Source organism: Pedobacter kyungheensis, assembly GCF_000812965.1.
Lineage (GTDB): Bacteria > Bacteroidota > Bacteroidia > Sphingobacteriales > Sphingobacteriaceae > Pedobacter > Pedobacter kyungheensis.
Genome location: NZ_JSYN01000003.1, coordinates 19,128 through 43,283 on the forward strand (window position 1 = coordinate 19,128; position 24,156 = coordinate 43,283).

The following is a 24,156-nucleotide window of genomic DNA, read 5'->3' on the forward strand; positions in this document are numbered from 1 at the left end:
GCTCAGATCTTATTTTTTAATATTATTGGATCTTTATTGCGACCAGATGTCTTAACAAACTTTTGTAAGCTGCTTCAGCTACAGCATAATTTTTAAGCTCAGGCTTATCATCTACTGAATCTTCCTGCATTACCGATTTAAAAAAACAGATAAGCAGCGATTTTACCCCCCAACCATAATCGAAAAAGGTATTATTAGGATCACTAACGGTAATAATTTCTTGTAGGGCTCTGTAATACCCGGCAATTACTTCTGCTGTAAATAAATTAAAATCCTGATTATGTCGCTCCTGAATATCGATTTTTAAAATTTCTGAATTAATCATTCCAGGAACGGCTTGCATCCCTCTCCTATGATGATGTGAAGCAATTACAGCATTTGGCTCTCTCGAAAGAAAAAAGAAGGGTGTATCAGGATACCATTTCCTTAACAAGGAGTAAAAATGAATGTGCCAGCTATCTAATTTGATAAATAGCTGTTCATACCCTGCTTTTCTCTTTTGGCCCATTAAAGCAACTGCAGATTTAAACCAGAGTTCCTGTTGTTCTGCTGTTATAGCAGGATCTTGTTCCTGCATCCGTAAAATTTCATCAATTAAGGGAGCCTCCGGATAAACAATATTTGTTTCAGCAGTAGCCAAAGCTTGTGATAATAAAGTCGAACCGCATCTGGATACATGAAAAATAAATGCACCTGGAGCTATCGAGTCCACATCCTTCGCTGCTTCTATTAAAAAATCTAAACTGCTTGCAGGTATATATTCAGATCTTTCTTTCATACGCAACCGGCAAAACCGAATGGTTTCATCAAAAAAAGGCTCTTCAATATGCTTTTCCTGCAAATCCAGCCACAAAAGTTGCCAATCATTGTCCTGATAGCTCAGTTTATACGGAATCCAGTTAACCAGTGTGCTCACTTCAAAGCTTTTTTCAGTTGTACCACCAATTCTTTTGCCGCCGGCGTATCCATGCGTTCCAGTTCTTCAATCATTCTTAAGGTTGTAGCCTGATCTAAGGCCTGCCCTTGCTTTTCTGCTTCAAAATCATAGCCATAAGCTTGGAATAAACGATCAGTCCATTCGTTTCTCAAAGCATCGATTACCAGATGTACACGAACATTTTCACCTGCATTAATAATACTGTGGGTTTGATCGAAATCGATGTACCAGCAAGAACCTTCTGCCAGTTTGAGTTGCTCCCCGCCTACCATAAACTTAAGCTCATTGTTGGTTTGGATGGGAATATGAATTCTAAGCACTCCTCCTTCATAATTACAGCCACGATCACGGTGAGGTTTAATCTCTGCCCCGGGATGTAAAGCGAGTAAGCGAATAGCATGTTTTGGGCATTTCCATTTTTCTATGATGGATTGAATATAAGGCAGTTGGTTTAGCAGCGGTGTATCCTGATGATGATCTACCCCATAATGCGCAGAAATATCCTGTTCTTTTCCGCTTGCAGAACGTAAGGCAATACTTTGCCAGTTTCCTTCGTAATCTTGCTTATTGAAATGATCTACCCAGCTTTGCTGTAAAGCAATGGTCAGTTCGGCTTTAAGCAACGAAACATTATAATTTTGGTTAAACTGAATGTATTTTAGCAAGGTCGGGATGTTTGCCGTAATATTAGTTATTGTTTTTTAATGCGCAAATATTTTAACTGGTTTTTCTTTCTAAAACCTACAGCTATTTTTAAAATTGCAATTTTAATCTTAGTATTGACTTGATTTAACTTGCTCAAGCGCTATATGCACAATTCTTCTATATCACCGTTTCTCGATGTTTACCGGCTTCATCATCATCCCAGCCATCCTCAAAGACAAACAGACGAATCTTTTACACAAACAGAACAGCTTTTCCTGAATGTATTTCAACTGGGTTTATTTGAAGTTTATGATTTTTTATACACCAAATGCATAGACAGCAATCATTTTACGCAATGGATTATCGATGTGAAAGGGCAGGATTTTTTCGATACCGCATCATTTCAATTCAACGAGCTGCAAAATGGCAAAAATAACCTGAACGAGACTGGTTTTATTGATGTATTGACAGCCGAACAGCACGCTTTCTGGAATACGAATGGCTATCTCAAAATAGAAAAACTAATTAAAGAACAAGACTGTGATGCCGTAACCGACCTGATTTGCCAAACCCTGAATATCGATTTAGCAGATGCTGCAACCTGGTATCCGCAACATGAGTTATTACAGGGCTTAATGTTACAGAAATATCAGGATGAAGCCATTGCAAATATTCGCAATAACACTCCACTTAAAGCAGTTTTTAGCAGTTTGTATGGTCACAATAACATTTTAGGCAATTGCGAAAAAGTAAGTTATAATCCCCCGGTAAATCAGCATTTCACTTTTAAAGGCAGTCCGTTGCATTGGGATATTAATTTCGAAATAGGTCACAGATATTACATTCAGGGCTTATTGTATCTGAATGATGTTCCGGCCAACAGAGGCGCTTTTACTTTAATTCCAGGCTTTCATCATCAGATTGATGACTACCTATCCCAATTCGACCATCCAGAAAGCGCAATAGCAGATTTACGCAACAAAGGACTTGAAATTCCTGTTGAAGGAAAAAAGGGCGATTTAATTGTTTGGTTAGAGTCGCTTCCTCATGCGGCTAGCCCGAATTGTTCTGATTTGCCAAGATTTGTTCAGTATGTGAGTTTTAATGAGGTAAACTAGCTTTTTAACCGCAAAGTTCGCAAAGAAAAACCGCGAAGGACGCAAAGCTGTTTTTTACCACAGAAGGCTACAGAGAAAAACACCGAGTACACAAAGCACAGTTTTATAGCAAATACAGAAACATCAAAATCATCCGTGTTTTCCGTGCATCCGTGGCTTTAACCGCAAAGGGCGCGGAGAAAAAACGCGAAGGATGCAAAGTCATTTTTACCACAAAGAGAGCAGAGAAAAACACCGAGTACACAAAGCACAGTTTTTAGCAAATACAGAAACATCAAAATCATCCGTGTTTTCCGTGCATCCATGGCTTTAACCGCAAAGGGCGCGGAGAAAAAACGCAAAGGACGCAAAGTCATTTTTACCACAAAGAGTACAGAGAAAAAACACCGAGCACACAAAGCACAGTTTTATTGCAACTACAGAACATCAAAATCATCCGTGTTTTCCGTGCATCCGTGGCTGATTTAACCGCAAAGTTTGCAAAGAAGAAACGCGAAGGACGCAAAGCTGTTTTTTACCACAGAGGGCTACAGAGAAAAAATGCAGAGTACATAAAGCACAGTTTTATAGCAAATACAGAAACATCAAAATCATCCGTGTTTTCTGTGCATCCGTGGCTGATTTTTATTCCCCCCTTCAACAAAGGGAACCAGATTATAGCTAAATAAGCATCGCCATGTGCTTTCCATTATTTTTTTTAATTTTAAAGCTGCTCACCACCATAAACATCTATACTTTAAACAACCACACCATGAAAAATAACAATCAGGAACAAGAACATCAATCACCAGCAGCACAAGCCTTTACCCAAACTTTTTTTCATGGAACAAAAGCAGATTTAAAACCCGGAGATCTGATTACAACCGGATATCAATCGAACTTTGTAGATAAAAAACTGAAGCACATTTACTTGTCGGCAACCTTACACGCCGCAATATGGGGTGCAGAACTGGCCTCGGGCAGTGGACCTGAGCGCATTTACCTGGTAGAGGCTACGGGGCCACTTGAAGATGATCCCAATGTAACTGATAAAAAATTCCCCGGTAATCCGACGATGTCTTACCGTTCAACCCATCCTTTCAGAGTTATTGGCGAAGTTAAGTTATGGGAAAGTCACTCACCCGAACAGGTTAATACGATGAAAGCCGGAATTGAAAAGCTTAAACAAGAAGGGATTATGGCAATTGAGGAATAAGCGTGAATAGCATGCTTAGCGAGTGGCCAAAGTTGCATCCAGAATTTCGGCAATAGAAAAAACTGCAGCACAAATAAATTCATCTGCTGCACCGTAATAGATCGTAAGCTTGTCGCCATTTACCACATGCCCGTTGGTAAAAACCACACGACCAAAAAATCCGCTGAGCTCGTAAGGTTCGGTAGGAACCATTATCGGATCTATTGTTCTGCCCAACACAATAGCCGGATTATCCAAATCGAGCAAAAAAGCACCCAAACAGTATCTTTGCGACTGGTCGGCACCGTGATAAATGGCAAGCCAACCTTTTTCGGTGCGGATTGGTGCAGCCCCTGCCCCAACACGTGCGCTATCCCACATACCCGGCCTGGTTTTAACAATACATTTGTGGTTTCCCCAGCTTTCGCCATCTACCGAATCGCAAAGCCAGATGAAGTTACCACCAATTTCTTTCGAACTTGGCCGGTGTAAGGCAAAAAACTTCCCGTCGATTTTTTCTTCAAACAAAGCACAATCTTTATTGTGCGGAGGCAAAATCATTACCGGTAGGGAAAAGTTTTTCCAATCTTTAGTAGTTCGCAATCCAACCCCTACCCCTGAAGGAGAAACCGCAGTGTAGGTCAGATAAAAGGTTTCGTCAATCTTCACAACCCTGCAATCCTCAATTCCAAAACGTTCGAGTTCACCCATTCCAAAAATTCCGGGATATCCTTCTTCCTCGGTAAAGTTTATACCATCGTTACTACTCAGTAATCTAAGATGGGAAATGGTTGTGAGATAATCGAGACCACGGTAGTTCATTACCCGCGCATCGGTAGCAATTAATTCAGGATCATTTAGCGCAACTGCTGCTATTTCCAATTTTCCAGATGCATTCATCGTTGGGAAAAACACAAAGCCTTCTTTTTGTGCAATGTTTTCGGCCACCCGTACAAGCAGCCAGGTTTTCCCTTTAAAACGAAAAACACCAGGGTTAAGTAAATAGATTACCTGCAAAGATTTTTCGCTGGGTGTAATATCGCGGGGCAGTAAAATCGGGTTGGATTCAAATCTGTGGGCAAGGTCTTTCATGTTTTAATGAACACCCTCTGGATGGTTAATGTTTTAACTTTAACCTGCTGACCTTCGAACACAGTAAGCAAAACCTTAACTGATTAACAAATGAGCAGTAAGCGATATTCACCATCATTTTCAACAGGCGCCCGATGCACGCAAGGCAAAACTTTTTGTTGGGGATGATCTACCGCTAATTTCCAAAGATGCCCCAGGCCTAAATTTGTGGGTTTAGCACCGGGTTTTGGCTGATAGTGCAGATCGAAAAAATATTCCTTCAAAAATTCTTCAAATTCAGCATCGGAGCCATCGTGTAAGGCTTTAAGTTTTTCGCGGATTTCGGGAATTAAAACTTTCTGTTCGGCCTGATCATTCGGCAAAATATCACTCGATGCGCCATAATACGTACATAAAAAAGTATCAGTAGCCACCGGCGAGCGGTCTACATGATAGGAATATACATCGGTAGAAATGAAATCGAGCTCCTCATCACGCTGATAATTTTTAATGAGGTTGAGTGAAGGCGATGCGCCAAAATCAGTCAGCAACTTCAAATCAGTTAGGATGATCCTTCGGGCAATATCTCCCATTTCAGTAAGTTCAAGTGATAAAAGATCTTTGGCAGAAATTTCTGTAATATTTTGATCCAACTGAAGTTTAGCCACAATTTCTTTAAAATCGCCATCCAGTTCCCTGTACCAGCACAAAGCGTTAATTGTTCCCTGAAAATTAGAAGCCGTCAGTTCAGCAAAAGTAGCCACCAGGCCAATTTGATGGTTATCTGAAAATTTAGCGATCATTTACTTAACAGTATTTACTGAAGAATTATTCCGGTATAAAAAAATTAACATACACATTTATGCTCAAAAACAGTTATAAAGGAGTATAATTTTGCGTTGCAATGTTAAAAACTCAGGTTTAAAAAACCAAATTTCAAAAAAAAACATCCGGAATGTTTTTCAACAATACAATACGCCGCAAAACACCATCTTCAAATCAAATTTATCCTACCAGTGCCACATTAAAAACATACCGCGTTTTACTGCATTAAAATCTAAAAATTTTGCAAATTGCAATGTAAAACCAAACCCTCCCATGACCCGGAAAACTACTGACGGCCCTTTAAGAAACAAAGAGCGTACAAAAAAAGCAATGATCTCGGCTGTAGGTAAAATCCTGGTTAAAGAAGGATTTACCGGTCTTAATGTCAGCAAAGTTGCAGCAAAGGCTAAAATCGACCGTAAGTTAATTTACGATTACTTTGGTGGTATGGAAGGTTTGGTAAAAGAATACCTGAACACCAGGGATTTCTGGGCATCTAACACCGAACAAATTGAGCAGGCTATCCCTGAAAATGTAGCAGATATTGGCAAAGCAGCAACCTGCGATATATTGGAACAACAGTTTGATGCGTTAATGGAAAATGCTGAAATGCGTAGTATCATAACCTGGGCGCTTTGCCAGGACCTGAAACCATTAAGAGAGCTTAACGAAGCCCGTGAAGAGCTGGCTGAAGCTTTTTTTACCAACCTGGCCGATGCCTATTTTAAAGATAAGGACAAAAATTTCAGGGCGGTGGTTGCCATTTTAATCAGCGCCAATTATTATATGACCCTGATTAGCCAGGTGAATGGCAGTAAAATATGCGGAATCGATATTCAAAAAACGGAAGATCAGGAAGCAATAAAAAAGACTTTCAGACAGATTATCGATTGGGCATATGCATAACTGACCTGTGCTGCCTGTGCATTATTTGGTATTCCACTTAAATAATTTAATGCCCACACCGGCAAATAATAGCACATAGCCAATGGATATGAGCACTGCCACACTTGTAGCGGAAGACCAGGTTTGCGGAGTCATACTGGTAGCCAGCATCATTTTCACAGCACCGTACGGAGAATAATGTATATATTTTTTAACCTGCTCTCCAAGGGTACCCAATTCGCCGAACATGCCCACCATAATAAAGATAAAATATACAATCCTCGTAGTGGCATTAACAGTTTCGGGATTTTTGATCAGGCCAACAATCAGCTGCCCCAGCGATAAATAAACTGCACCGCCCAAAAAAGCCACAAAAAAGGTTATGACATAACCTGCTAATGTTAACGTAACACCATCATACGATTTGTCGATAATAAAGATGAGTATGGTGAGGAGCATAATCATAAAAAGTTGTATAGCCAGTCTGCTTACCATAATTGCCCAGGTAGGCACCGGAGCAACCCTTAACCTTTGAAATATTCCCTTATCCCTGTCTCGCGCTACTGTAATGGAGTACCCCATCAACCCAATTGCCATCAGGCCAAAGGTAATGGCAGCTGAGAGCGCATAAGCACCTCCCAATTTAGGAATGAGGGGTTTCCAAGATATTAATATAACCACAGGCACAAGGAGTGCCAGGATAGCGGAACGGCGGTTAGCCCTGAGGACTGCGAAATCTGCTTTTAACAATGCCATTAAGGCGGTGTTGGTTTTAGGAATTGATACCGACATCTGAAAATTTTTAGGCACGCACTTCGCGACCGGTTAATGCAATAAACACGTCTTCCAAAGTAATTTTTCCACGGCGGGAAACAGCAATAACCTCCGGATCATTGCGGTGTTTTTCTATCAACGCCTGGGGTTCATCGATGGTGATAATCTTACCGTGATCGACTATAGCGATGCGGTCACAGATCGCTTCAGCTTCTTCCATTGAATGTGTAGTTAATAAAACGGCATGTCCGCTTTTACGGATCGCTTCTATACGTTCCCACAATTGCCTGCGCGACTGTGGATCAAGACCTGTGGTAGGTTCGTCAAGCATAACCAGACGGGGATGATGTATGGTTGAGATGACAAGCGACAAACGTTGTTGCTGTCCACCGGATAGCTGGGCAAATCTCCTGTGGGCAGCGTCTTCCAACTGGATTTCTTTTAAAATCCGGTTAACCCCGTTTTTATCAAGTGGTACACCATATATACCAGAAAACAGCTGCAGTATCTGCACCACATTAAGTTCAGGCTGAAAGGTTGTTGACTGCAATTGTACGCCCATTGCCGCACGTGCGTGCAAGGGATTTTTAATTACATCATAGCCATCAACAATGATAGTGCCCGAAGAAAACCTGACCAAACCTTCTATTGCACTCAATGTGCTGGTCTTGCCAGCCCCATTGGGACCGAGCAGGCCAAAAATTTCTCCAGGCAAAACGCTGAAGCTAATGTTTTTCACAGCCTCGAAATTCCCATAATTAACAGAAAGGTTTTCGACATTTAAAAGGCTTTGACTGATCTCCATATACCAAAGATATAAATTTAGGCCTATTCAATGTTCTCCTTTATAAATCTGTTAGCTGCTTAGGTTATGGTTTTACAAAAATTTATTCCAAACGGGCGACTTTAGTTTGTAGAAGACAAAGACATGGAGAGTTTATTGCCAGGTGCTTTACCAAAATGGCCAGTATACCATTCAATCAGTTTATCAGATTTAAACTGGCTATTGCCGTTAACACCTCTAATGAACCGTTTGGCAGATTTAGTTCCATCTTCGCCTTGCATAGCTTGAAAAAGCACATAATCAACTAAAATTTTATCGTCAGGCTTTGGGCCCTTGTAGGCTAAAATGGCTCCATCCTTACCAATAATAAATGGTGCAGGATCATTTAGTTTCAAAATCTTACGGAATTCAGCCGATGATGCATCGTCAACTAACCTGTTGGTTGTAGATGAGCTATCTGAGCCGACAATTAGATTAGCAAAAACTACGTCAGGATATTTAGCAAAACGTTCTTTGAGTAACCGGTACGACTTTTCTTGTTCTGCAGATAATTTCTTATTTCCCCAAACATACAGATAGACCGTTTTTCCGCCATACAAATTTTTAAATGTTTGATGCTTACCATTCGGATCTTCGATCTGTATATCAGAGACATAGGTACTGGTATAATCATTATAATCTTTAACCAGGAGTTTGGCAAAACCTTTAACCATCATGGTGCAAGAACTGGTAAGGACACAAAGGCCTAAAATAAACAGGTAAATAATTTTTTTCATCTTTTAAAATTTGTTAGGTACTGCAAATACGTTTGTTACTTTGTATGCAGGAAAGACGACAAGGATTTATTAAAGGTTGCACCACCATTTAGATATATTTATTCACTGCCTGGGTAATTTCACAAAATAGCGATAGTACCTGCGAGTTGCCCCTTATAAAGTGACTAAACATAAATTAAAAAAAGGATTGCTGATGTAAGGTTCAAGTAAAACACCATGACCATTAAAACAACAATCCTTTAATACTATTATACTGTCAAAGTAGCTTCGCTGAAAGTAGCGCTTGATTCTATTTCTATACTGTAATCAGCTGACATTTCAGGCTCCTTACCCCATCTGGGAAAATAAGCTGAAAGAGGAAATTATCAAGTACAGGGTACATTTGACAGGCCCTCTTTAACTTTTCTGTTGAAATCAGGAATAATACTGAATTTTCAATTGCCCGGAAGCTCAAGGTTGCTGAGTCCTCCGATTTTCTTTCCCAAATAAATACGCTTTGATCTCTTCCCTGTCTAATATCGGTTTTTTGAAACAGCGCTCCCGCTGCATATGCGGTAACAAGCCCATTTATAACTACAATAAGGGTATCTCCTTCTGCCGATGGTTCATTTATTGTTATACTATTGTTTTTTACTATTGCAATGACCCTGGCCAGACTATAAATAAACTTAACGGCCTTCTTTTCAGTACTCCATAAAGCATGGAAGAAATTTAAAAACGCTCTTCTCTCACCTATCGTATTTTCGTTTCTCTTAGCTAAGCTATCAACCATCTTACAGTCGTTATTTTTTCCTTCAGCGCGTTTATCTTCGCCTCAATCACCTTAGATTGCTTATTTAAGCAGCAATTTCTTCAATTCATCAAGCTCTAAATGCTGCTTAATCACAAATCCATCCTGATCAATAAGAAAAGTAGCAGGTAATGCTGTAACCTGGTAATCTGTAACAATTTTAGATTTCATGGCCGATGGTGCAATTAATTGTAACCACGGAATACCATCTGACTGGATTGCTTTCTTCCATAATTCCTTATTTTCATCAACCGATACCGAAACAATTTCAATTCCTTTATTTTTTAAGTCTTTATATATGGGAGCAATGTTTCTGTTCGTTGCCCTGCAAGGTGTGCACCACGAAGCCCAAAAATCAACCAGCACGAATTTATTCGTTTTTAATAGTTCCTCAAGTGATACATTGTTACCGGTTACTGCAGGTAAAATAAACAATGGTGCTTTTTTGCCCAACAGTAATTTTCCATCTGCAAGCTGAAGTTTTTTATCAAGCTCAGCAGATACCAGGTTAGTTTTTTGGGTAGCCGAAAAGATTTTAACCAGTTCTCTAAGCTCATGATCCTGCCAAATATTAAGGTAGCTGTGTGCAAGCCATTCGCCCAGGCTGTTGTTGATATTGTTTTTGATAAACGCCAAGCGGGCAGTCTGAACTTTTTCTGCCTTTTCCCTGTTTTCCTTTTCTGCTGCGAGCTTCTCTTCCAAACTACTTGCTGTGGTGTATTTTTTCCCTGCTAAAGTCCATTCTTTTTCGAGCGGTTTAATAGCGGCAAGATATTTTTCATAAATCTGCTGTTTTGCTCCACCATTAACCAGTGTCTGTGAATCGGTGTTCAACACTATATGGCAGGATCCTTTTTCGAGTATCACAATACGGCTAAAAAAAGGTTTTCTGAGCTCAACAGAATAAACAGCCGGAAGACTATCAGCTACATGAAAAGTGTAGTGCCTTTGGTTATCCAACACGCCGGTATCGATCAGTTTCCTGGCTGGCCATTCTCGATACAATTTTAACTTAGTACCACTTTGGTGTAAAGCCGTACTAAATTCAATATCCATATTTATGCGTGCTGCCGATTGTGCTTTGGCGCCAAAAGTTAAGCCGGCCACCATAAGGGCAACCAAGCCAGCAGTTTTTTTCAAATAAACCATCATTTCTAACATCTTTAATCCTTGTTGTTTTTTCCTGCTGTTAACTGATCTAATAAAGTAGTAATCCGCTCGTCACTTGGTCGCGGAGCATCGTACTGCAACAGCTTCCCTTCGGTATCGAATAATAAGAATCTGGGGATGGCTGTGATATCATAATGGTTTACAAATGCGGATGCACTCCCTGCAAAAAGCTGAGCAATATTTGAAGTTGCTTCGGTTTTCACCATATCTAACCATTTTTGTTTCTGACTTTTACTATCTATAGAAACACCTACAAAACTGATATTCTTATCTTTATAGCGCGATGCAAGCGCATCAAAAAACGGACGTTCCTTTTTACATGGGCCACACCATGTTGCCCAAACATCTACGTAGAGATACTTCCCGGCATAGTCTTTTAAAAACACAGGTTTTCCGTCGGTATTTTCTAAGGAGAGCTTAAAGCCTTCTGCTCCGGCAAGCATACTTTTAAATTTTTGGATATTTGCCCAAAGATAATTTACGTAAGCGGTGTCTCTTATTTTCTGGATACTGGTAGCGATTATGGTCTCTGCTTGCGCTGAAGGTGTAACCCCTTTGCTGGCTTTAATGTATGCTTTAAGTTTATAAAAGGCATAAGTATCCAGCAACTGCTGATTGTCGGTCAACTGGTAGGCCTGTTTAAGCGTATAATCTAATTCCTGCGCTTTATCGCCGCTTGTTGTTGTTTTTTTATTGAGCTGAATATAATTATCTAACCAAAACAAAGGAGACTCTAACTGAAACATCACCTCATTTCTGTTCAGGTACCGCTTATAATCAAATCCATCGTTGTAATAATCAGCACTAATTACCCATTTTTTGTCTTTATTCTTCTTCTGCGCCTGGTAATATCGCGGGTAATCATACAATATAGAAGTGTATTGAAAAAATGTTGACTGATCGAGATATTCTTTAATGAAGCTGTTCTTTCCCTGATAAGAGGCCTTTACCTTTGCCATTAATGTTTTAATTTCATTGAGCTGTAGTTTTACCGAATCGGGATTTCTGTTTTCTTTGTAAATGCTCATCATTACCGGATTAACCAGGCTATTGGCTTCATATAAGACTTTAGTCTCTTCATTAATCCCTTTGGTGAGATCGAGCTTTACCTCCGGGTTATGCACCTCAAACTTGGCATGCACATTTTTACCAGGTTCCAGAAAAAAATCGACAGCTCCCGGACGCCCTTTTACGGTATATGTTAATTTATACAGTCCGGATTTTTGAGGATTCAACGCTACCATGAATCCGCCTTGCTCATCAAGGTTTAGCTCATATTTTTTAGTCCTACCCAGTGCTACATCCTGGTATCCCTCCGAAATATCCCAAAGGGTAGCCTTTATTTCGCTGGCAGGCACATCGCCAGAGAACTGTCCGTTAATGGTGGTTTGTTGTGCTGCTACACTAAATAGCTGAAGCAAAAGGCCTGTCAGCAACAGATATTTTATATTAAAGGAATTAATACGCATTTTATTGGATATCATTGAAAAACTATATTTTACTTATTGCCTTTTTTGGGCAGGTTTATCTGGGGTTTTGAATAATTAAAGGATTAATTGAAATAATTTTAGGGGCGATCTGTAACTGATACCGGTCGCTACCTGGTTCCAGGCTATAGGTTTGTCCGCCAACCGTCCTTGTAATTGTTTTCTTAAAGCGCTCGTCGCGGTTTAATCTTTTAAGTTCAAACCACCTGAGTCCGCGAAAAAGCAACTCTCTTCTCCGCTCAGACAATACCTTAAGCAAAGCATCATCTGCCGAAGTAGCAGTTAAGGCTACATAATCTGCTGGCTTGAAGCGCTTGGTACGCAATGTATTTAATAGCGAAACGGCACCATCTTTATCTCCTGATCTGGCCAGGCATTCGGCCTTGATTAACATCATTTCAGGTACACCAATACTAAAGTTTGGCGTAGTGCCAAGATAATCGGGATTAACACTGGTACTTGGCGCTCCGGTTGAGGTTAAGCGGGTAAAGTTGAACACATAGCGAAGGTCTTTCTGCTCTAAAACGCCCAATAAATCGGTACTGGCCATAAAACGGGTAAACAAACCTGCATTTGAAGCCGTTTTGGTGTAAATATTTTCGATATTATTCTGCGGCAATGGGTTATTTTGTATGGTAGCGGCAGTTGGTTTAAGCGGATTACTAAAACTTAAGGTATTCCAGTCGAATAATGTACTTTTCTTCGCCAATACCAGGTTAGCATATTTTAGGGCATTTTCATAATCGCCTTTAAACAGGTACACTCTCGAAAGGAGTGCCATAGCAGCCAGCTTACCCGGATGAATATAATTCCGGCCTTCTTCCGGAAAATCGGTTATGTTTATTGCCGTATTCAAATCAGCAGTAATCTGATCGCAAACCTGCTGTACTGTTGCCCTGCTGGCCTTTATTTCCAAATCTGCATGTAGCATAATCGGAACCGATAAATCTGTAGCAGCAGTTTGCGCAACATAATCTTTCCCGTATAAATTAGCCAGGGAAAAGAAATAATATGCGCGTTGGGTTAAGGCCTCGGCACGTAAGCGGTTCCTGGTTTGATCGTTTCCCTGCTCTGACGACTGCAGATTATCCAGCACCAGGTTACAAATGTAGATGTAATTATAAGGCGAATTCCACTCTGCATCATCGTCTGTTGCCAGTAAAAGCTCTTTTTGCCAGGTATAAGATCTTGAAGTCCGATCAGTTGTTGGCGCGGTAACCGTGCCTATTAATACATCATCAGTCATAAACTCCGAATAGATATATCCGGATTGGCTGAGTAAAATATCATTTAAAAATTCTTCGTAATCTGAAAGTGTTTTAGGAATGACTTTTCCCTTTATGGGATTTGCATCCAGGTATTTTTTGCAGGATCCAAAACCAATCAGGATAAACGCTGCGATTATAATTAATTTAATTTTCATTTGGCTAACATGATTTAAAGGTTAAAAACCTGCACGCAGGCTAATCGTTGTAACTTTAGGCGAAGGCAGGTAATATCCGCCATTCTGGGCATCAATGGCCTCTGGATCTATGCCATACTTATTTTTAGTCCAAATGGCAATGTTATTCATTTGGGCCGATATGGACAGGCTCTTTACCGGTGTATGCTTCAATATTGAAACGGGTAATTTATAGCCAATCTGTATCTCTCTTAGTCTTAAAAAACTGCTACTCTCTACACTATTATTTGAGTATTTCGCTGCCCGGTCGCGACCATCATATAGCAATGAAGGCGAAGCCTGAAATGCGGCAATATCTGTTCTGGCCTCATCTCCCGGTACCCTCCACCTGTCTGCTACCTGATAATTGATTACCGGACTCCAGTCGTAACCATTCATCGAAGGCATTTCGCGGCGGAAAACACCACCCAGGTTATAAATCATAACTACGCTGGCAAAAGCCCCTTTGTAATTAAAAATATTGGTAAAACCACCGGTATACCTGGGGCGATAAGAACCACTATATTCCAAAGAACCTAATACAGGCACCAAAACTTTATTGCCATTGCCATCATATACCTGCGGATCTCCGGTGCTGCTCAAACCAGCCCACTTGTAGCTCCACAATGCCTCGCGCTGGTAACCTTCAACGTAGTACGGTACAGTGGCTGTTACACGACCTAGAACAGGATTACTTTCTGCGATTTTATTCTCAGTTATTTTATTGGTGTTATAAGCAAAATTTAAAGTACTGCTCCACATAAAGCTTCCCTGCTGTAACACCCTGCCGGTTAAAGCCAGTTCTAAACCGTTATTGGTCATCTGCGCACCGTTCAGTTTTGTTGAGGTAAATCCAATAGTCGGGTCCAGTAACTGGGTACCCAGCAGGTCGTATCCATATTTTTTATATGCATCTATACTCAACTGGAATCTGTTCTTTAAAAAGGCGATATCAGCTCCCAGGTTATAGGTCTTTGTTCTCTCCCATCTAAGCTTTGGATTATAGGGGTTACTGGCATCTACCCTCGACCTGTAATCGGAAGTTGCTGCCTGAAAAGCTCTTGTTGCTACCAGCAATGGCGTGGTTGTAGGATCGTAATTTCCGGTTAGCCCTACCGTTGCGCGCAGTTTAATTAAATTGATAAAATCAACATGAAAGAATTTCTCTTTGCTTAGTTCCCAGGCTCCACCCACCGACCATAATGGCGTACGTCTGTACTTAGGGTCTACGCCAAATAAATTGGATTCATCGAAACGTAAACTACCCTGCAAGGTATATTTATCATTGTAAGTATAACTACCTGTGCCATAAAAAGAAACCTCACGTGTATTTCCATAGCTAAAACGGTCGTACTGGGTAGCATCATAAATGGTATTGGAACCACTTTGCCCGATTACACCATTTAGCAATACAATCTGATTAATAGGTGACCAGGACTGCAAATCGTCGTTGTAATTGTATTTACGGTTGGTGAGGCCTGAAGTTAAATATTGTTTCACCTCTACCCCTCCGCCTAAACTGATAAAATGTTTGCCAGCAAATAAATTAGTATAATTGATCTGTGAGCGGACTGAGGTATTATCATTTGTATTCTCAGCTAAATTCAAATAATTCCCTTTAGGCAAATTAAATAAAGCCTTTCCATTGGCATCTAAACTGGCATATCTGTTTAATAATGACCGCGCAGCATAAGCGTTTTCGTTTACCAGCTGATTATTGGTTGATTTCAGCTTATCGTAAAGAAAATAAGTGTTAAACGTTAAACCTTTGGTTATTGTAGCCTCAAGCCCAACTTTAGTTCTTAAAGCAAAACTGCTGTTGCTGTTATCAGATAAACGTGCATCCTGCAATAAGTTCTTGCCATTATTGTAATAACCTTTTGCCATCAATACAGCATTGGTATTGACATTAAATGCATTGTAATCGTAAACATAATTGCCATTGGCATCAAGCTGCATCTGATAGGGAGCCAGGCCATAAAGCTGCGATCTGATATCTGCCCCAATATCCTGGTTATTAAAAGCAGCATTCAAATCTGCTACCGCATGTAACCATCTGGTTATTTCATAATCATTACGCATGTTAACCTGGATTGAGCGGTTCGCATCTCCTATGAAGTTAGACTTGCTGTTATCATAAGATCCTGAAAATCTGAAGCGATATTTCTCGGCACCACCAGCCAAAGACAAGTAATAATTCTGACGGATACCTGTTCTGGCTAAAAGCGCTTTATTTTGTTCTAAATTCGATGTGGCTGAAAGCGAATCCTGTCTTCTGGTCAGTTCTGCTGCCGAAATTAATCCTTTTTCCTTTTGAAGGATATAATCGAACGATGGAGAAAAGCCGCCTTGTGTGCCCTGAAAAAATGCTGAATTGAAATATCCTTTTGCATAAATTTCATTATCCACACTAATCATATCGGCTGAGGTAGCTCGTTTAAGTACACTAAAATCATTTTTTTCGGTCAGGTACAGGTTTGCCGAAAAATCAATACTTAGTGCTCCTTTTTTTCCGCGTTTTGTGGTAATTACAATTACGCCATTTGCCGCTCTGGCACCCCAGATTGCAGATGCTGAGGCATCTTTTAGCACATCTATTTTTTCTACATCGTTAAAATTATCGGGCAGCTGGTTAACCGGAAAACCATCCACAATAATTAAAGGGGTATTGCGCTCGCTCTGAATAGCACTTCCGCCTCTCACCTGAATATCCACTCCGGTTTGTGTTCTGGTTCCGTTTACTGATCTAAAACCATTATATACCGAAAGGCCTGGAATTGCCCCCTCCAGAATACGATCTAAACTCTGGTTGCTCCTGCGCTCGATATCTGCAGCTGAAAGCGTAGCATAACTACCTGCAGTATTCTTTTTAGCGAGTGTTTGATAACCGTTTGATACAATAGTTACCTCTTTTAACATGCTGGCATCCTCGCGTAAATTTACATTTACCTCTGCATTGGTTGCCGCCGCAATCTCTATTGTTTGATAGCCTACATAACTGAAAGAAAGCTTAACTGAAGATGAAGGGCTGGTAATCCTGAAATTCCCCTTATCATCTGTTATCGCGGTGCTTGTTGAGCCTATTGCCCTAACTGTAATTCCGGGTACATAAATAATATGGTCTCCTTCAAATAATCCGGCCTTTCCCTTAACCTCAAAACTGGATTTGACGGGAGGCATCTCTTTGGCTGCTTTTTTACTTACCGCGATCATATTCCCGGTGGTTTTAAATATAAGTCCGTAAGCTTCATCAAAATAGTCCAGGATCTCATTTAAACTACGCGGCTTCCTGGCCATGTTAATCACCAGTTTTTTATCGATGCTTTTATCAGAATAATAAAAACGGATATTAAATACTTTCTCCAGTTTATTGAATGCTTCTTCAACAGGTGTTTGGTTAAAACTGATTTGCTTTTTTTCCTGCGAGCGGGCATTTAAAGCAAACGTGATGAACAGCATACTCATCAATAGCAAGCGTAATAACGGAGTTTGCCGGTATGGTCTCCATTGCATTTTTTTAAAAATCATGAAATGTTTGGTTGGTTGTTGTTTGGGTTAATAAATAATAATATGGTTAGTGTCAGTAAATTTGTAGTGTTTATTTACTGTAAAGCAGAGCATTTCCATTACCGACCGGAGCGAATCATGCTTAAAGGTACCATTGAAGGTTTCCTTACCGGCATCACTATCTTCGATTTCAATGGCAACGTTATAATAAATTTCGAGCTGTAAGAGTACTTCCTTAAGCGGGGCATCTTTGAAGATAATCTCCTGTGCTTTCCAATCGTTAAGTTTCTGAACAGAATATTTCTGGTTTTGGAACAGTTTAAAGCGATCGCCAAAACTGATGCTCTCTTTAGGGTTCAAGGTAGCAAGCAGACTCCATTCCCTTCCTTTTCTCTTTTCTACAGTAACTTTACCTTCTTCTAAATCTACTTTAAGTTTCTTTTGATCGTTACTGCTCTCGAGCTTAAATGCAGTACCTACTGCTGTGGTTACATAATCACCAGTGTAAACTTTAAAAGGATGTGCTTTATCTTTTGCTACTTTAAAATAGGCTACTCCGGATAAATGCATCACACGTTCTTGCTCACCAAAAGCAGAATCGATATATAGCGATGCATTTCGATCAAGGATTACAAAACTACCATCCCATAAATTGATGGCTTTCTTTTGGCTGGCGCCTGCCTGGTAAAAATATTTATGTGAAGCATAGCTGGCCAGACCTGAGTGCCCCCCATGGTTCTGAAGCCGGTAAAACACAAACACAATTGCCATTAAAAACAGTACTACCGCCGCTGCAGCAATATAGCGCCATGGATATAACCTGTTTTTACGGGGTTGTAAACTTTGTTTTAATAAAGAAACTGCACCAGGTTTTAGCTGCTCTGCAAGTAAAAGCAAATGCAGGCTTTTAACCTGATCTTTGGCTTCATTTATATACTGTAATTTATTGGGATTGTTCTCAACGTAGTTTTTCCAGAAAACGATATGCGTTTCATTTATATCAAGGCAATAATCGATAAATGATTCATCTGCTAAAAACTCTTCGGTTGAATTAAACTCCATAATGGCTTGCTCTTTTTAATACAGAGCATAACACAGGCAGAATTTACCACAGCCAAAGAAAGTTTTTTTCATTTATTTCTGATCTAAGCTTACTAATGCCTCTGTGAAGCAGATTATATACCGTACGCAGGCTCGTTTTTTTCATATCTGCTATCTCCTGCAAAGATTTACTTTGCAAAAACCGCAGCTCTACAACTTCTCTTTGTGCCGGGCTGAGCAGGGTGAGTGCTTTTTCCAATCTTAAAAACTGCTCGCTTATTGCCTCCGCATCCAGCAATTCGGCTTCGTTATTTTCAAATGTTTCACCCATCTGTTCGATAGAGGTTAACCTTTGATGCTTTTTCCATTGATACAATAAGCGTCTGCGAAAAGAGGTAAGCAAATAAGCCTTAACATTGATATCTCTTGAAAGTTTATCTCTGCTCTCCCATATATAAAGAAAAAAATCATGGAGCTGATCTTTTACAAAATCCTCTTCACCAGCTAACCACTTGCAGCCCCATACAAAAAACATGCTGTAATAGCGCTCATAAAGACTTACGAGAGCGCCCTCATCACCATCACAAAAGGAAATCCAACGTTCAGCTTCTGTGCTGTCCTGATTCATAATAGCAGTTGATTTTGATTAGGGTTTGTAAATTAAATTCTGATCAGCCGGGATGATTAAGACTAAAGATACAAATATAACCATTCGGTTTAATTGTAGCTTATTTATCAACGGCATTCCATTTATCGCTGAAGCTAAACCTGCCAATATTCTGGTGAACTATTATCGAAATCTTATTTTCGGCCAGTTTAAGAGATGGGCTGTATAAGCCTGCATTGTCAGCATCGCACTTATTGCTTATCTTTATCACTACATATTAGCACCTTAGCGTTCCCTTTCGTTTTACGCCTATGAAAATTTTCTTTTCCTTTTTTATGTTGCTCCTGCTCTTAAACTCCTGTATCAAAGATGCACCAAAGAACCCTGAAGCTGATATTGAATCTTTCAATATACCTGCCGAGCTAACCACAGGAGCAACTGTTATTGATCAGGCTAACCGGAAAATACTGGTTTATTTAACCCAAGAGGCTTATGAAAATGGAATTAGCCCTACGCTAACGCTATCCAAAAATGCACGTGTATCGCCGGCTTCAGGCGAAAAGATCATATTTACTCCAGGCCGAACTATAAGTTATACCGTAACTGCAGAGCGGAGTGAAAATCAAAAGACTTATACCCTTCAGGTAGTAAACCTGGGCAACTGGAAATTCGATTTTGAGCACTGGCAACAGCATCCAACCGATAAATATGAATATCCTGTAGAAGACGATATGAGCTCAGTCTGGAGCTCGGGTAACCAGGGGGTAGCGATATCCGGAGTACCTAAAGAGCCCGGCGCTTATCCTACCCGTTCAACCACCGATGGATACTTATCTACTAAAGCGGCTGAAATGGTTACCATTAAGGGCACTGCTTTATCGGCATTTGTGGGTATATACCTCTATGCCGGATCGCTCTTTACGGGCAATTTTAATCCTGCTGTAGTGCTGGTAAACCCGCTGGCGGCCACAGAATTCGGAGAACCTTACCAGGGCCTTCCCGACCGCTTTAGCGGCTATTATAAATACACCCCAGGGGCGGCTTATCAGGATGAAAATCAGAATATTATTGCGGGCAAAACAGACGAATGCTCTATTTACGCTGTTTTATTTGAAGGCACCGAACGCCTAAATGGCACCAACATAGCCAACTCAGAACGTATTGTGGCCAGGGCAGTACTTGCCGATGGTTCAATGAAAGCGGATTTTACCAAATTTGATCTGCCCTTTGTTTATAAGACCGGCTGGACTGCCCAGCCCGGAACTAAACTCATGCTTGCCATTGTAGCCTCCTCGAGTAAAGAAGGCGATCATTATCGCGGCTCGCTGGGCAGCCGCCTGGTTATCGATCATTTATCTATCCAACCTAAATAAATCTGATGCGTATTACCTTCTCTCTGCTGTTAACCTTACTTTGGATTTCAGGCTATGCTCAAACTAAATTTCAACACAGCATAACCATTGGTTATAATATTGGCGGCCTGGCCCCAACTTCACTTCCTGATAACATCAGGAAAATAAATCATTATTCTCCGGGCTTTTCACCCAGCCTGGGTTATGAGCTCATTTACCATACAGGAAGTAAATGGGCAATTGGATCAGGACTAAATATTGGCTTTAAAAACATGCAGGTTATCGATAGCGTTCAGTATTTTCATACGCAGGTATCGGTAGATGATGCTTTTGTGGAAGGGGATTTTAGCGGCACCAATACCACCAGGGTAAAAAACTTGTATCTTTCTGTTCCTGTCTATGCCAGTTACCAATTAGGTGAAGCCTGGAGATTCAAACTTGGCGTTTATCTCTCGCGGCTCATCAGTCCCTCTTTCTCCGGAAGCGTATCTGATGGTTATCTGAGAAAAGGCGACTCTTTTGGCGAAAAAATAACGATTAATGAAGCCAGTTTTGATTTCAGCGATCGCCAGCGTAAAATTGACTTTGGGCTATTGGGTGGCGCTGAAAGGCTGGTTTGGAATCAACTGGCCGTAAGGGCAGAACTGCAATGGGGGCTTGTTCCGGTATTTCCAGGAAGCTTTAAAGGGATATCATTTAAAATGTACAATATCTTTGCTAACCTTGGCCTGGCTTATCACTTTTAATATCTGATATTGAAAGCGATTAGGCTACCGGATAGCAGCGACACGAAAAAATAGCTATAATTGGTGCTACTGGTAACCTGGCGCCTGATCATGAGCAAGCCCGGCGTAACCTTGAACCTCAATTAAAGAACTCAACTCTACCGGAGTTCATATCATAAACTCCACCAATAATCTTAATCTTTGCGTTTTTTTCCATCTCATTCAATATGGGGCTTTTTTCACGGATCAGACGAATAGACTCCTTTACGTTTTCATCACATACGGCCGCAACAAAATCGGGATTTGAAGAAGTTGTTTTTCCCTTGAAAGAAGCCTTCGCATGCTGAACTGCAGGTTGTATTTTCGCTAAAAGTGTAGTAATATTACCCAGTTTTACATCATCAATTGCGGATTTTACTGCACCACAATATTCATGTCCCAATACCACGATCAGCTTAGCACCTGATACTTTACAAGAGTACTCCAGGCTGCCTAAAATATCATCATTGATAATATTTCCTGCTACCCTGGCTACAAAAAGATTTCCGATTCCACTATGGAATACATCTTCTACCGGCACACGCGAATCCAGGCAGGATAAAACAACTGCCTTAGGATACTGCCCAAGCGATGCCCTCCTAACCCTTTCTGTACTATTCCTGACCGTAAGATTGTCTTCCGTAAAATCTTTATTCCCCTTTTTCATACGTTGCAGCACACTATCGGGAGTAAGTTTCTCTTGTTGTTCTGATGTGAGCGCTTCGGAAATAAGAATATCTGCTTTGGGAACAACCACAGTATCGACATTTTTTGACTGGACTTTCTTTTCAACAGTTTGATTACAAGCTCCTAACAAAAGTGTTCCGATTATCCCCAGCGTATAAATTTTTCTCATGTGTTTTTTTATTTATGCCATTATTACACTTACAAATCCGGATGCGCTTCAAACCGGCCTGTACCCTCTTTGATATTAATCCTGTAAACAATAATATTGGCACGCTCGGCCGGATCAATTCCATGAGACGGTCCCTGAGATGAAGCATCTGTTAAGGGCATAATCTTGTGGATAATTCCCTGCATGGCCTGCTGCCGTTCCTCTCCCTGTAGTTCTTCAAACTTTCCCCAAACAATTACACTTTTCCAGCGAAAAGTATCCTCAATCTGGTCGACCTGAAAACATACTTCCGGATTTGCCCGCAGCATATCCATTTTCTTTCCCTTTGCCGAATGGGCATAGATAGCGTTATCGTGATAGATATAGTTTATCGGTACAATGTAAGTTTCGCCCTCACTATGGCAGCCCAACCGGCCAATTACCTGATTTTCCAGCAGTGCGACGATCTCTCCTTTATTTAGATTTCCCAGCATATCCTGTTTTGTTTTTCTATGGTTAAATTTGTCTTTAAAATAAAGCTATCAATAAAGCCTGTGTTATCCAATAGCGGATAAAAAAATCATGAGGTTGCAGTTTACTGCATCAACATTTCCAGCAAACGCCCATCGCGCTGGTAGACATCATCCCTAAAATTCAATTCTCCCGCCGAATCTACATAGGCTGTAAAATAGCCGATATAAACCGGAACTTTACTTTTTAATGGAATCCATTGCTCTTTTCCACCTTTCATGGCAGCATCGATATTTTTTGAGGTCCATTTAGGTAATAACAGCGCCGCAAGTTCTTTTGGTTTTTCAACCCTGATACAGCCATGACTAAAGGCCCTGACATCTTCTTTAAATAAAGGCTTACTCGGGGTATCATGTAAATAAATATCGTTTACATTGGGGAATATAAACTTTACCAGGCCTAATGAATTATCGGCTCCGGGTTTCTGCCTTACCTTGCCATCGTTCCATTCCATTCGATGCCGGTCGAGATAAGCCGGATTATTTTTCATAGCTGGCAGGATTTCCTTTTTGATGATGCTTTCGGGCACATACCAATATGGACTGAAAACGATATATTGTAAATTTCCTTCAAAAATAACCGTCTGATTCATTGCCTTTCCAACTACAACCTTACAGCCCCAGCTGAGCTTGTTATTTTCATAGTAATACAGCTGGTAGGCGGGTATGTTAACCAAAATAAACTTAGCGCCATGATCTCCCAGCGGAATCCACCTCATGCGCTCTAAATTGATCATCATCTGCTGTATGCGGCTATGCAGCGGAACATTGATTTCTTTCAAAAAGCCTTGACTGATGGAAAAATCGGCGCGTATGCCATGTCTTTTTTTAAACCGCACTATGGCATCTGCCAGGGGCTGATCGTACACGCTGTCGGGTGCTTTAATTTTTAGATCGCCCAACTGCAATAACCGTTCGCGCAGCTTAGCCAGCGCCACCAGTGTATCTCCTACGCTTATTTTTTTAAACAGCGTATCATTGTCTACCCATACATCTTTTTCCTTTTTTTCGAGCTCCTGATAATGGTTAAGCATTTTGCGCAGGGCGATATATTGAGGGATCACCGCTTCCTGTTCTATCTCGCTGGAAGGGCTTTTGAGCTGTTTGGCAAGCAACTGGGCATAGGAAAGTTTTTTCGCCTGTAAATACCAACCGAGATCTTTAGCTTTGGTAAGTTCTGAGCCTCCCAGCCTGTTTTTCGAATAGCTAAAGTATTGGGCAGTTAACATCAGCTCTAAGGCCAGCAAAGGCTTCAGCGGTTTCGCTTTCTGCTGATCGATTAAGGTAAAGAACTCGTCGGCGTATGCCTGTTTCTTTATTACCCCATCATTTTCCCTGGCCCTGATCTGCCCTGCTAAATGCTGGGCTCCTTCGATTATCCCTTTTGTATCAAACCAGGCGTAGCGGAAGTTTCTGGCGGCATAAAATGTTCTGAAATCCTCTTTAAATTCCTTAAACGCCGGTTTATTAACCAGAAAGCTATCAATCATCAAAGTATCAAGCACCAGTAAGGAGGTATCGACCAAGGGTTCAGCTACTTTTGCTGTATTTACTGTTTGCCTTTCTTTCTTTTTTCCATTGCCTGTACAGGCCACTGCGGTTAGCAGGGAAAGCCCGAGCACGATGTATTTTATCATATAAAC

The 24,156-nt window shown here is 40.7% G+C and carries 23 protein-coding genes; 6 read left to right on the forward strand and 17 right to left on the reverse strand.

Features of this window, described 5'->3' with window-relative positions; all coding sequences use genetic code 11:
* Positions 1–22: 22 nt before the first annotated feature.
* Positions 23–778: a hypothetical protein gene (locus tag OC25_RS03265; RefSeq protein WP_156131386.1), complete on the reverse strand. Its 756-nt coding sequence runs from the start codon at positions 776–778 to the stop codon at positions 23–25.
* Positions 779–912: 134 nt separating this feature from the next.
* Entirely contained in the window at positions 913–1,602 is a 690-nt protein-coding gene (locus tag OC25_RS03270; protein ID WP_052265923.1) for an aspartyl/asparaginyl beta-hydroxylase domain-containing protein, read from the reverse strand.
* A 144-nt stretch (positions 1,603–1,746) separates the two neighbouring features.
* Here OC25_RS03270 and OC25_RS03275 point away from each other — a divergent pair, with 144 nt between their 5' ends.
* From OC25_RS03275 to arr, 3 genes are all read left to right on the forward strand, one after another.
* The gene (locus tag OC25_RS03275) at positions 1,747–2,700 is read left to right on the forward strand and encodes a phytanoyl-CoA dioxygenase family protein (protein WP_052265924.1); all 954 of its coding nucleotides are present in this window, start codon (positions 1,747–1,749) and stop codon (positions 2,698–2,700) included.
* A gap of 410 nt (positions 2,701–3,110) precedes the next feature.
* Positions 3,111–3,368, forward strand: coding sequence for a hypothetical protein (locus OC25_RS27810; RefSeq protein ID WP_156131387.1), 258 nt, complete (start codon positions 3,111–3,113; stop codon positions 3,366–3,368).
* 83 nt (positions 3,369–3,451) lie between these two features.
* Positions 3,452–3,895 carry an NAD(+)--rifampin ADP-ribosyltransferase gene (gene arr / locus OC25_RS03280; protein ID WP_039472016.1) on the forward strand — a complete coding sequence of 148 codons (444 nt, stop codon included), beginning with the start codon at positions 3,452–3,454 and terminating at the stop codon, positions 3,893–3,895.
* Between the two features lie 15 nt (positions 3,896–3,910).
* Here the strand turns inward: arr and OC25_RS03285 are convergent, their stop codons facing one another.
* A complete protein-coding gene (locus OC25_RS03285; protein WP_039471755.1) occupies positions 3,911–4,966 on the reverse strand; it encodes a glycoside hydrolase family 130 protein in 1,056 nt (351 codons plus the stop codon).
* An 83-nt stretch (positions 4,967–5,049) separates the two neighbouring features.
* Positions 5,050–5,748 (reverse strand): hypothetical protein, encoded by a 699-nt coding sequence (locus OC25_RS03290; RefSeq protein ID WP_039471757.1) that lies wholly within the window; start codon positions 5,746–5,748, stop codon positions 5,050–5,052.
* Between the two features lie 295 nt (positions 5,749–6,043).
* Between OC25_RS03290 and OC25_RS03295 the strand changes: the two genes are divergently transcribed.
* Entirely contained in the window at positions 6,044–6,676 is a 633-nt protein-coding gene (locus tag OC25_RS03295; RefSeq protein ID WP_039472018.1) for a TetR/AcrR family transcriptional regulator, read from the forward strand.
* 21 nt (positions 6,677–6,697) lie between these two features.
* Here OC25_RS03295 and OC25_RS03300 read toward each other — a convergent pair whose 3' ends face one another.
* The 10 genes from OC25_RS03300 to OC25_RS03345 form a co-directional block, all read right to left on the reverse strand.
* Complete coding sequence (locus OC25_RS03300) at positions 6,698–7,447, reverse strand: ABC transporter permease (RefSeq protein WP_039471759.1); 750 nt, start codon at positions 7,445–7,447, stop codon at positions 6,698–6,700.
* Between the two features lie 10 nt (positions 7,448–7,457).
* Positions 7,458–8,234, reverse strand: a complete 777-nt coding sequence (locus tag OC25_RS03305; protein WP_039471761.1) for an ABC transporter ATP-binding protein — start codon at positions 8,232–8,234, stop codon at positions 7,458–7,460.
* 101 nt (positions 8,235–8,335) lie between these two features.
* Entirely contained in the window at positions 8,336–8,989 is a 654-nt protein-coding gene (locus OC25_RS03310; protein ID WP_039471763.1) for a hypothetical protein, read from the reverse strand.
* A 295-nt stretch (positions 8,990–9,284) separates the two neighbouring features.
* Positions 9,285–9,761 carry a hypothetical protein gene (locus OC25_RS03315; protein ID WP_039471765.1) on the reverse strand — a complete coding sequence of 159 codons (477 nt, stop codon included), beginning with the start codon at positions 9,759–9,761 and terminating at the stop codon, positions 9,285–9,287.
* A gap of 60 nt (positions 9,762–9,821) precedes the next feature.
* Positions 9,822–10,931 (reverse strand): TlpA family protein disulfide reductase, encoded by a 1,110-nt coding sequence (locus OC25_RS03320; protein ID WP_209435559.1) that lies wholly within the window; start codon positions 10,929–10,931, stop codon positions 9,822–9,824.
* An 11-nt stretch (positions 10,932–10,942) separates the two neighbouring features.
* On the reverse strand, positions 10,943–12,433 hold the full coding sequence (locus OC25_RS26675) for a TlpA family protein disulfide reductase (RefSeq protein ID WP_082018497.1): 1,491 nt from the start codon (positions 12,431–12,433) through the stop codon (positions 10,943–10,945).
* 40 nt (positions 12,434–12,473) lie between these two features.
* Entirely contained in the window at positions 12,474–13,859 is a 1,386-nt protein-coding gene (locus tag OC25_RS03330) for a RagB/SusD family nutrient uptake outer membrane protein (RefSeq protein ID WP_052265926.1), read from the reverse strand.
* A gap of 21 nt (positions 13,860–13,880) precedes the next feature.
* Entirely contained in the window at positions 13,881–17,405 is a 3,525-nt protein-coding gene (locus tag OC25_RS03335; RefSeq protein ID WP_039471770.1) for a SusC/RagA family TonB-linked outer membrane protein, read from the reverse strand.
* 27 nt (positions 17,406–17,432) lie between these two features.
* Positions 17,433–18,446 (reverse strand): FecR family protein, encoded by a 1,014-nt coding sequence (locus tag OC25_RS03340; protein ID WP_039471772.1) that lies wholly within the window; start codon positions 18,444–18,446, stop codon positions 17,433–17,435.
* 43 nt (positions 18,447–18,489) lie between these two features.
* Positions 18,490–19,053 (reverse strand): RNA polymerase sigma factor, encoded by a 564-nt coding sequence (locus tag OC25_RS03345; RefSeq protein ID WP_039471774.1) that lies wholly within the window; start codon positions 19,051–19,053, stop codon positions 18,490–18,492.
* Positions 19,054–19,343: 290 nt separating this feature from the next.
* On the opposite strand from OC25_RS03345, the gene OC25_RS03350 reads away from it, so the two are divergent.
* A complete protein-coding gene (locus OC25_RS03350; RefSeq protein WP_039471775.1) occupies positions 19,344–20,405 on the forward strand; it encodes a PCMD domain-containing protein in 1,062 nt (353 codons plus the stop codon).
* A gap of 5 nt (positions 20,406–20,410) precedes the next feature.
* Complete coding sequence (locus tag OC25_RS03355) at positions 20,411–21,130, forward strand: outer membrane beta-barrel protein (protein ID WP_039471778.1); 720 nt, start codon at positions 20,411–20,413, stop codon at positions 21,128–21,130.
* 118 nt (positions 21,131–21,248) lie between these two features.
* Here OC25_RS03355 and OC25_RS03360 read toward each other — a convergent pair whose 3' ends face one another.
* The 3 genes from OC25_RS03360 to OC25_RS03370 all read right to left on the reverse strand — a co-directional run bounded on the left by OC25_RS03360 (position 21,249) and on the right by OC25_RS03370 (position 24,150).
* Positions 21,249–22,004: a carbonic anhydrase family protein gene (locus tag OC25_RS03360; RefSeq protein WP_082018498.1), complete on the reverse strand. Its 756-nt coding sequence runs from the start codon at positions 22,002–22,004 to the stop codon at positions 21,249–21,251.
* Positions 22,005–22,033: 29 nt separating this feature from the next.
* Positions 22,034–22,477 (reverse strand): pyridoxamine 5'-phosphate oxidase family protein, encoded by a 444-nt coding sequence (locus tag OC25_RS03365; RefSeq protein WP_039471780.1) that lies wholly within the window; start codon positions 22,475–22,477, stop codon positions 22,034–22,036.
* A 101-nt stretch (positions 22,478–22,578) separates the two neighbouring features.
* Complete coding sequence (locus OC25_RS03370; RefSeq protein ID WP_039471782.1) at positions 22,579–24,150, reverse strand: L,D-transpeptidase family protein; 1,572 nt, start codon at positions 24,148–24,150, stop codon at positions 22,579–22,581.
* Positions 24,151–24,156: the final 6 nt, after the last annotated feature.

Coding starts and splice junctions, on each gene's coding strand:
- OC25_RS03265 (WP_156131386.1), bottom strand. CDS start 778: ATGAAAGAAAGATCTGAATATATACCTGCAAGCAGTTTAGATTTTTTA.
- OC25_RS03275 (WP_052265924.1), top strand. CDS start 1,747: ATGCACAATTCTTCTATATCACCGTTTCTCGATGTTTACCGGCTTCAT.
- arr (WP_039472016.1), top strand. CDS start 3,452: ATGAAAAATAACAATCAGGAACAAGAACATCAATCACCAGCAGCACAA.
- OC25_RS03285 (WP_039471755.1), bottom strand. CDS start 4,966: ATGAAAGACCTTGCCCACAGATTTGAATCCAACCCGATTTTACTGCCC.
- OC25_RS03290 (WP_039471757.1), bottom strand. CDS start 5,748: ATGATCGCTAAATTTTCAGATAACCATCAAATTGGCCTGGTGGCTACT.
- OC25_RS03295 (WP_039472018.1), top strand. CDS start 6,044: ATGACCCGGAAAACTACTGACGGCCCTTTAAGAAACAAAGAGCGTACA.
- OC25_RS03300 (WP_039471759.1), bottom strand. CDS start 7,447: ATGTCGGTATCAATTCCTAAAACCAACACCGCCTTAATGGCATTGTTA.
- OC25_RS03305 (WP_039471761.1), bottom strand. CDS start 8,234: ATGGAGATCAGTCAAAGCCTTTTAAATGTCGAAAACCTTTCTGTTAAT.
- OC25_RS03310 (WP_039471763.1), bottom strand. CDS start 8,989: ATGAAAAAAATTATTTACCTGTTTATTTTAGGCCTTTGTGTCCTTACC.
- OC25_RS03315 (WP_039471765.1), bottom strand. CDS start 9,761: ATGGTTGATAGCTTAGCTAAGAGAAACGAAAATACGATAGGTGAGAGA.
- OC25_RS03320 (WP_209435559.1), bottom strand. CDS start 10,931: ATGATGGTTTATTTGAAAAAAACTGCTGGCTTGGTTGCCCTTATGGTG.
- OC25_RS26675 (WP_082018497.1), bottom strand. CDS start 12,433: ATGATATCCAATAAAATGCGTATTAATTCCTTTAATATAAAATATCTG.
- OC25_RS03330 (WP_052265926.1), bottom strand. CDS start 13,859: ATGAAAATTAAATTAATTATAATCGCAGCGTTTATCCTGATTGGTTTT.
- OC25_RS03335 (WP_039471770.1), bottom strand. CDS start 17,405: ATGATTTTTAAAAAAATGCAATGGAGACCATACCGGCAAACTCCGTTA.
- OC25_RS03340 (WP_039471772.1), bottom strand. CDS start 18,446: ATGGAGTTTAATTCAACCGAAGAGTTTTTAGCAGATGAATCATTTATC.
- OC25_RS03345 (WP_039471774.1), bottom strand. CDS start 19,053: ATGAATCAGGACAGCACAGAAGCTGAACGTTGGATTTCCTTTTGTGAT.
- OC25_RS03350 (WP_039471775.1), top strand. CDS start 19,344: ATGAAAATTTTCTTTTCCTTTTTTATGTTGCTCCTGCTCTTAAACTCC.
- OC25_RS03355 (WP_039471778.1), top strand. CDS start 20,411: ATGCGTATTACCTTCTCTCTGCTGTTAACCTTACTTTGGATTTCAGGC.
- OC25_RS03360 (WP_082018498.1), bottom strand. CDS start 22,004: ATGAGAAAAATTTATACGCTGGGGATAATCGGAACACTTTTGTTAGGA.
- OC25_RS03365 (WP_039471780.1), bottom strand. CDS start 22,477: ATGCTGGGAAATCTAAATAAAGGAGAGATCGTCGCACTGCTGGAAAAT.
- OC25_RS03370 (WP_039471782.1), bottom strand. CDS start 24,150: ATGATAAAATACATCGTGCTCGGGCTTTCCCTGCTAACCGCAGTGGCC.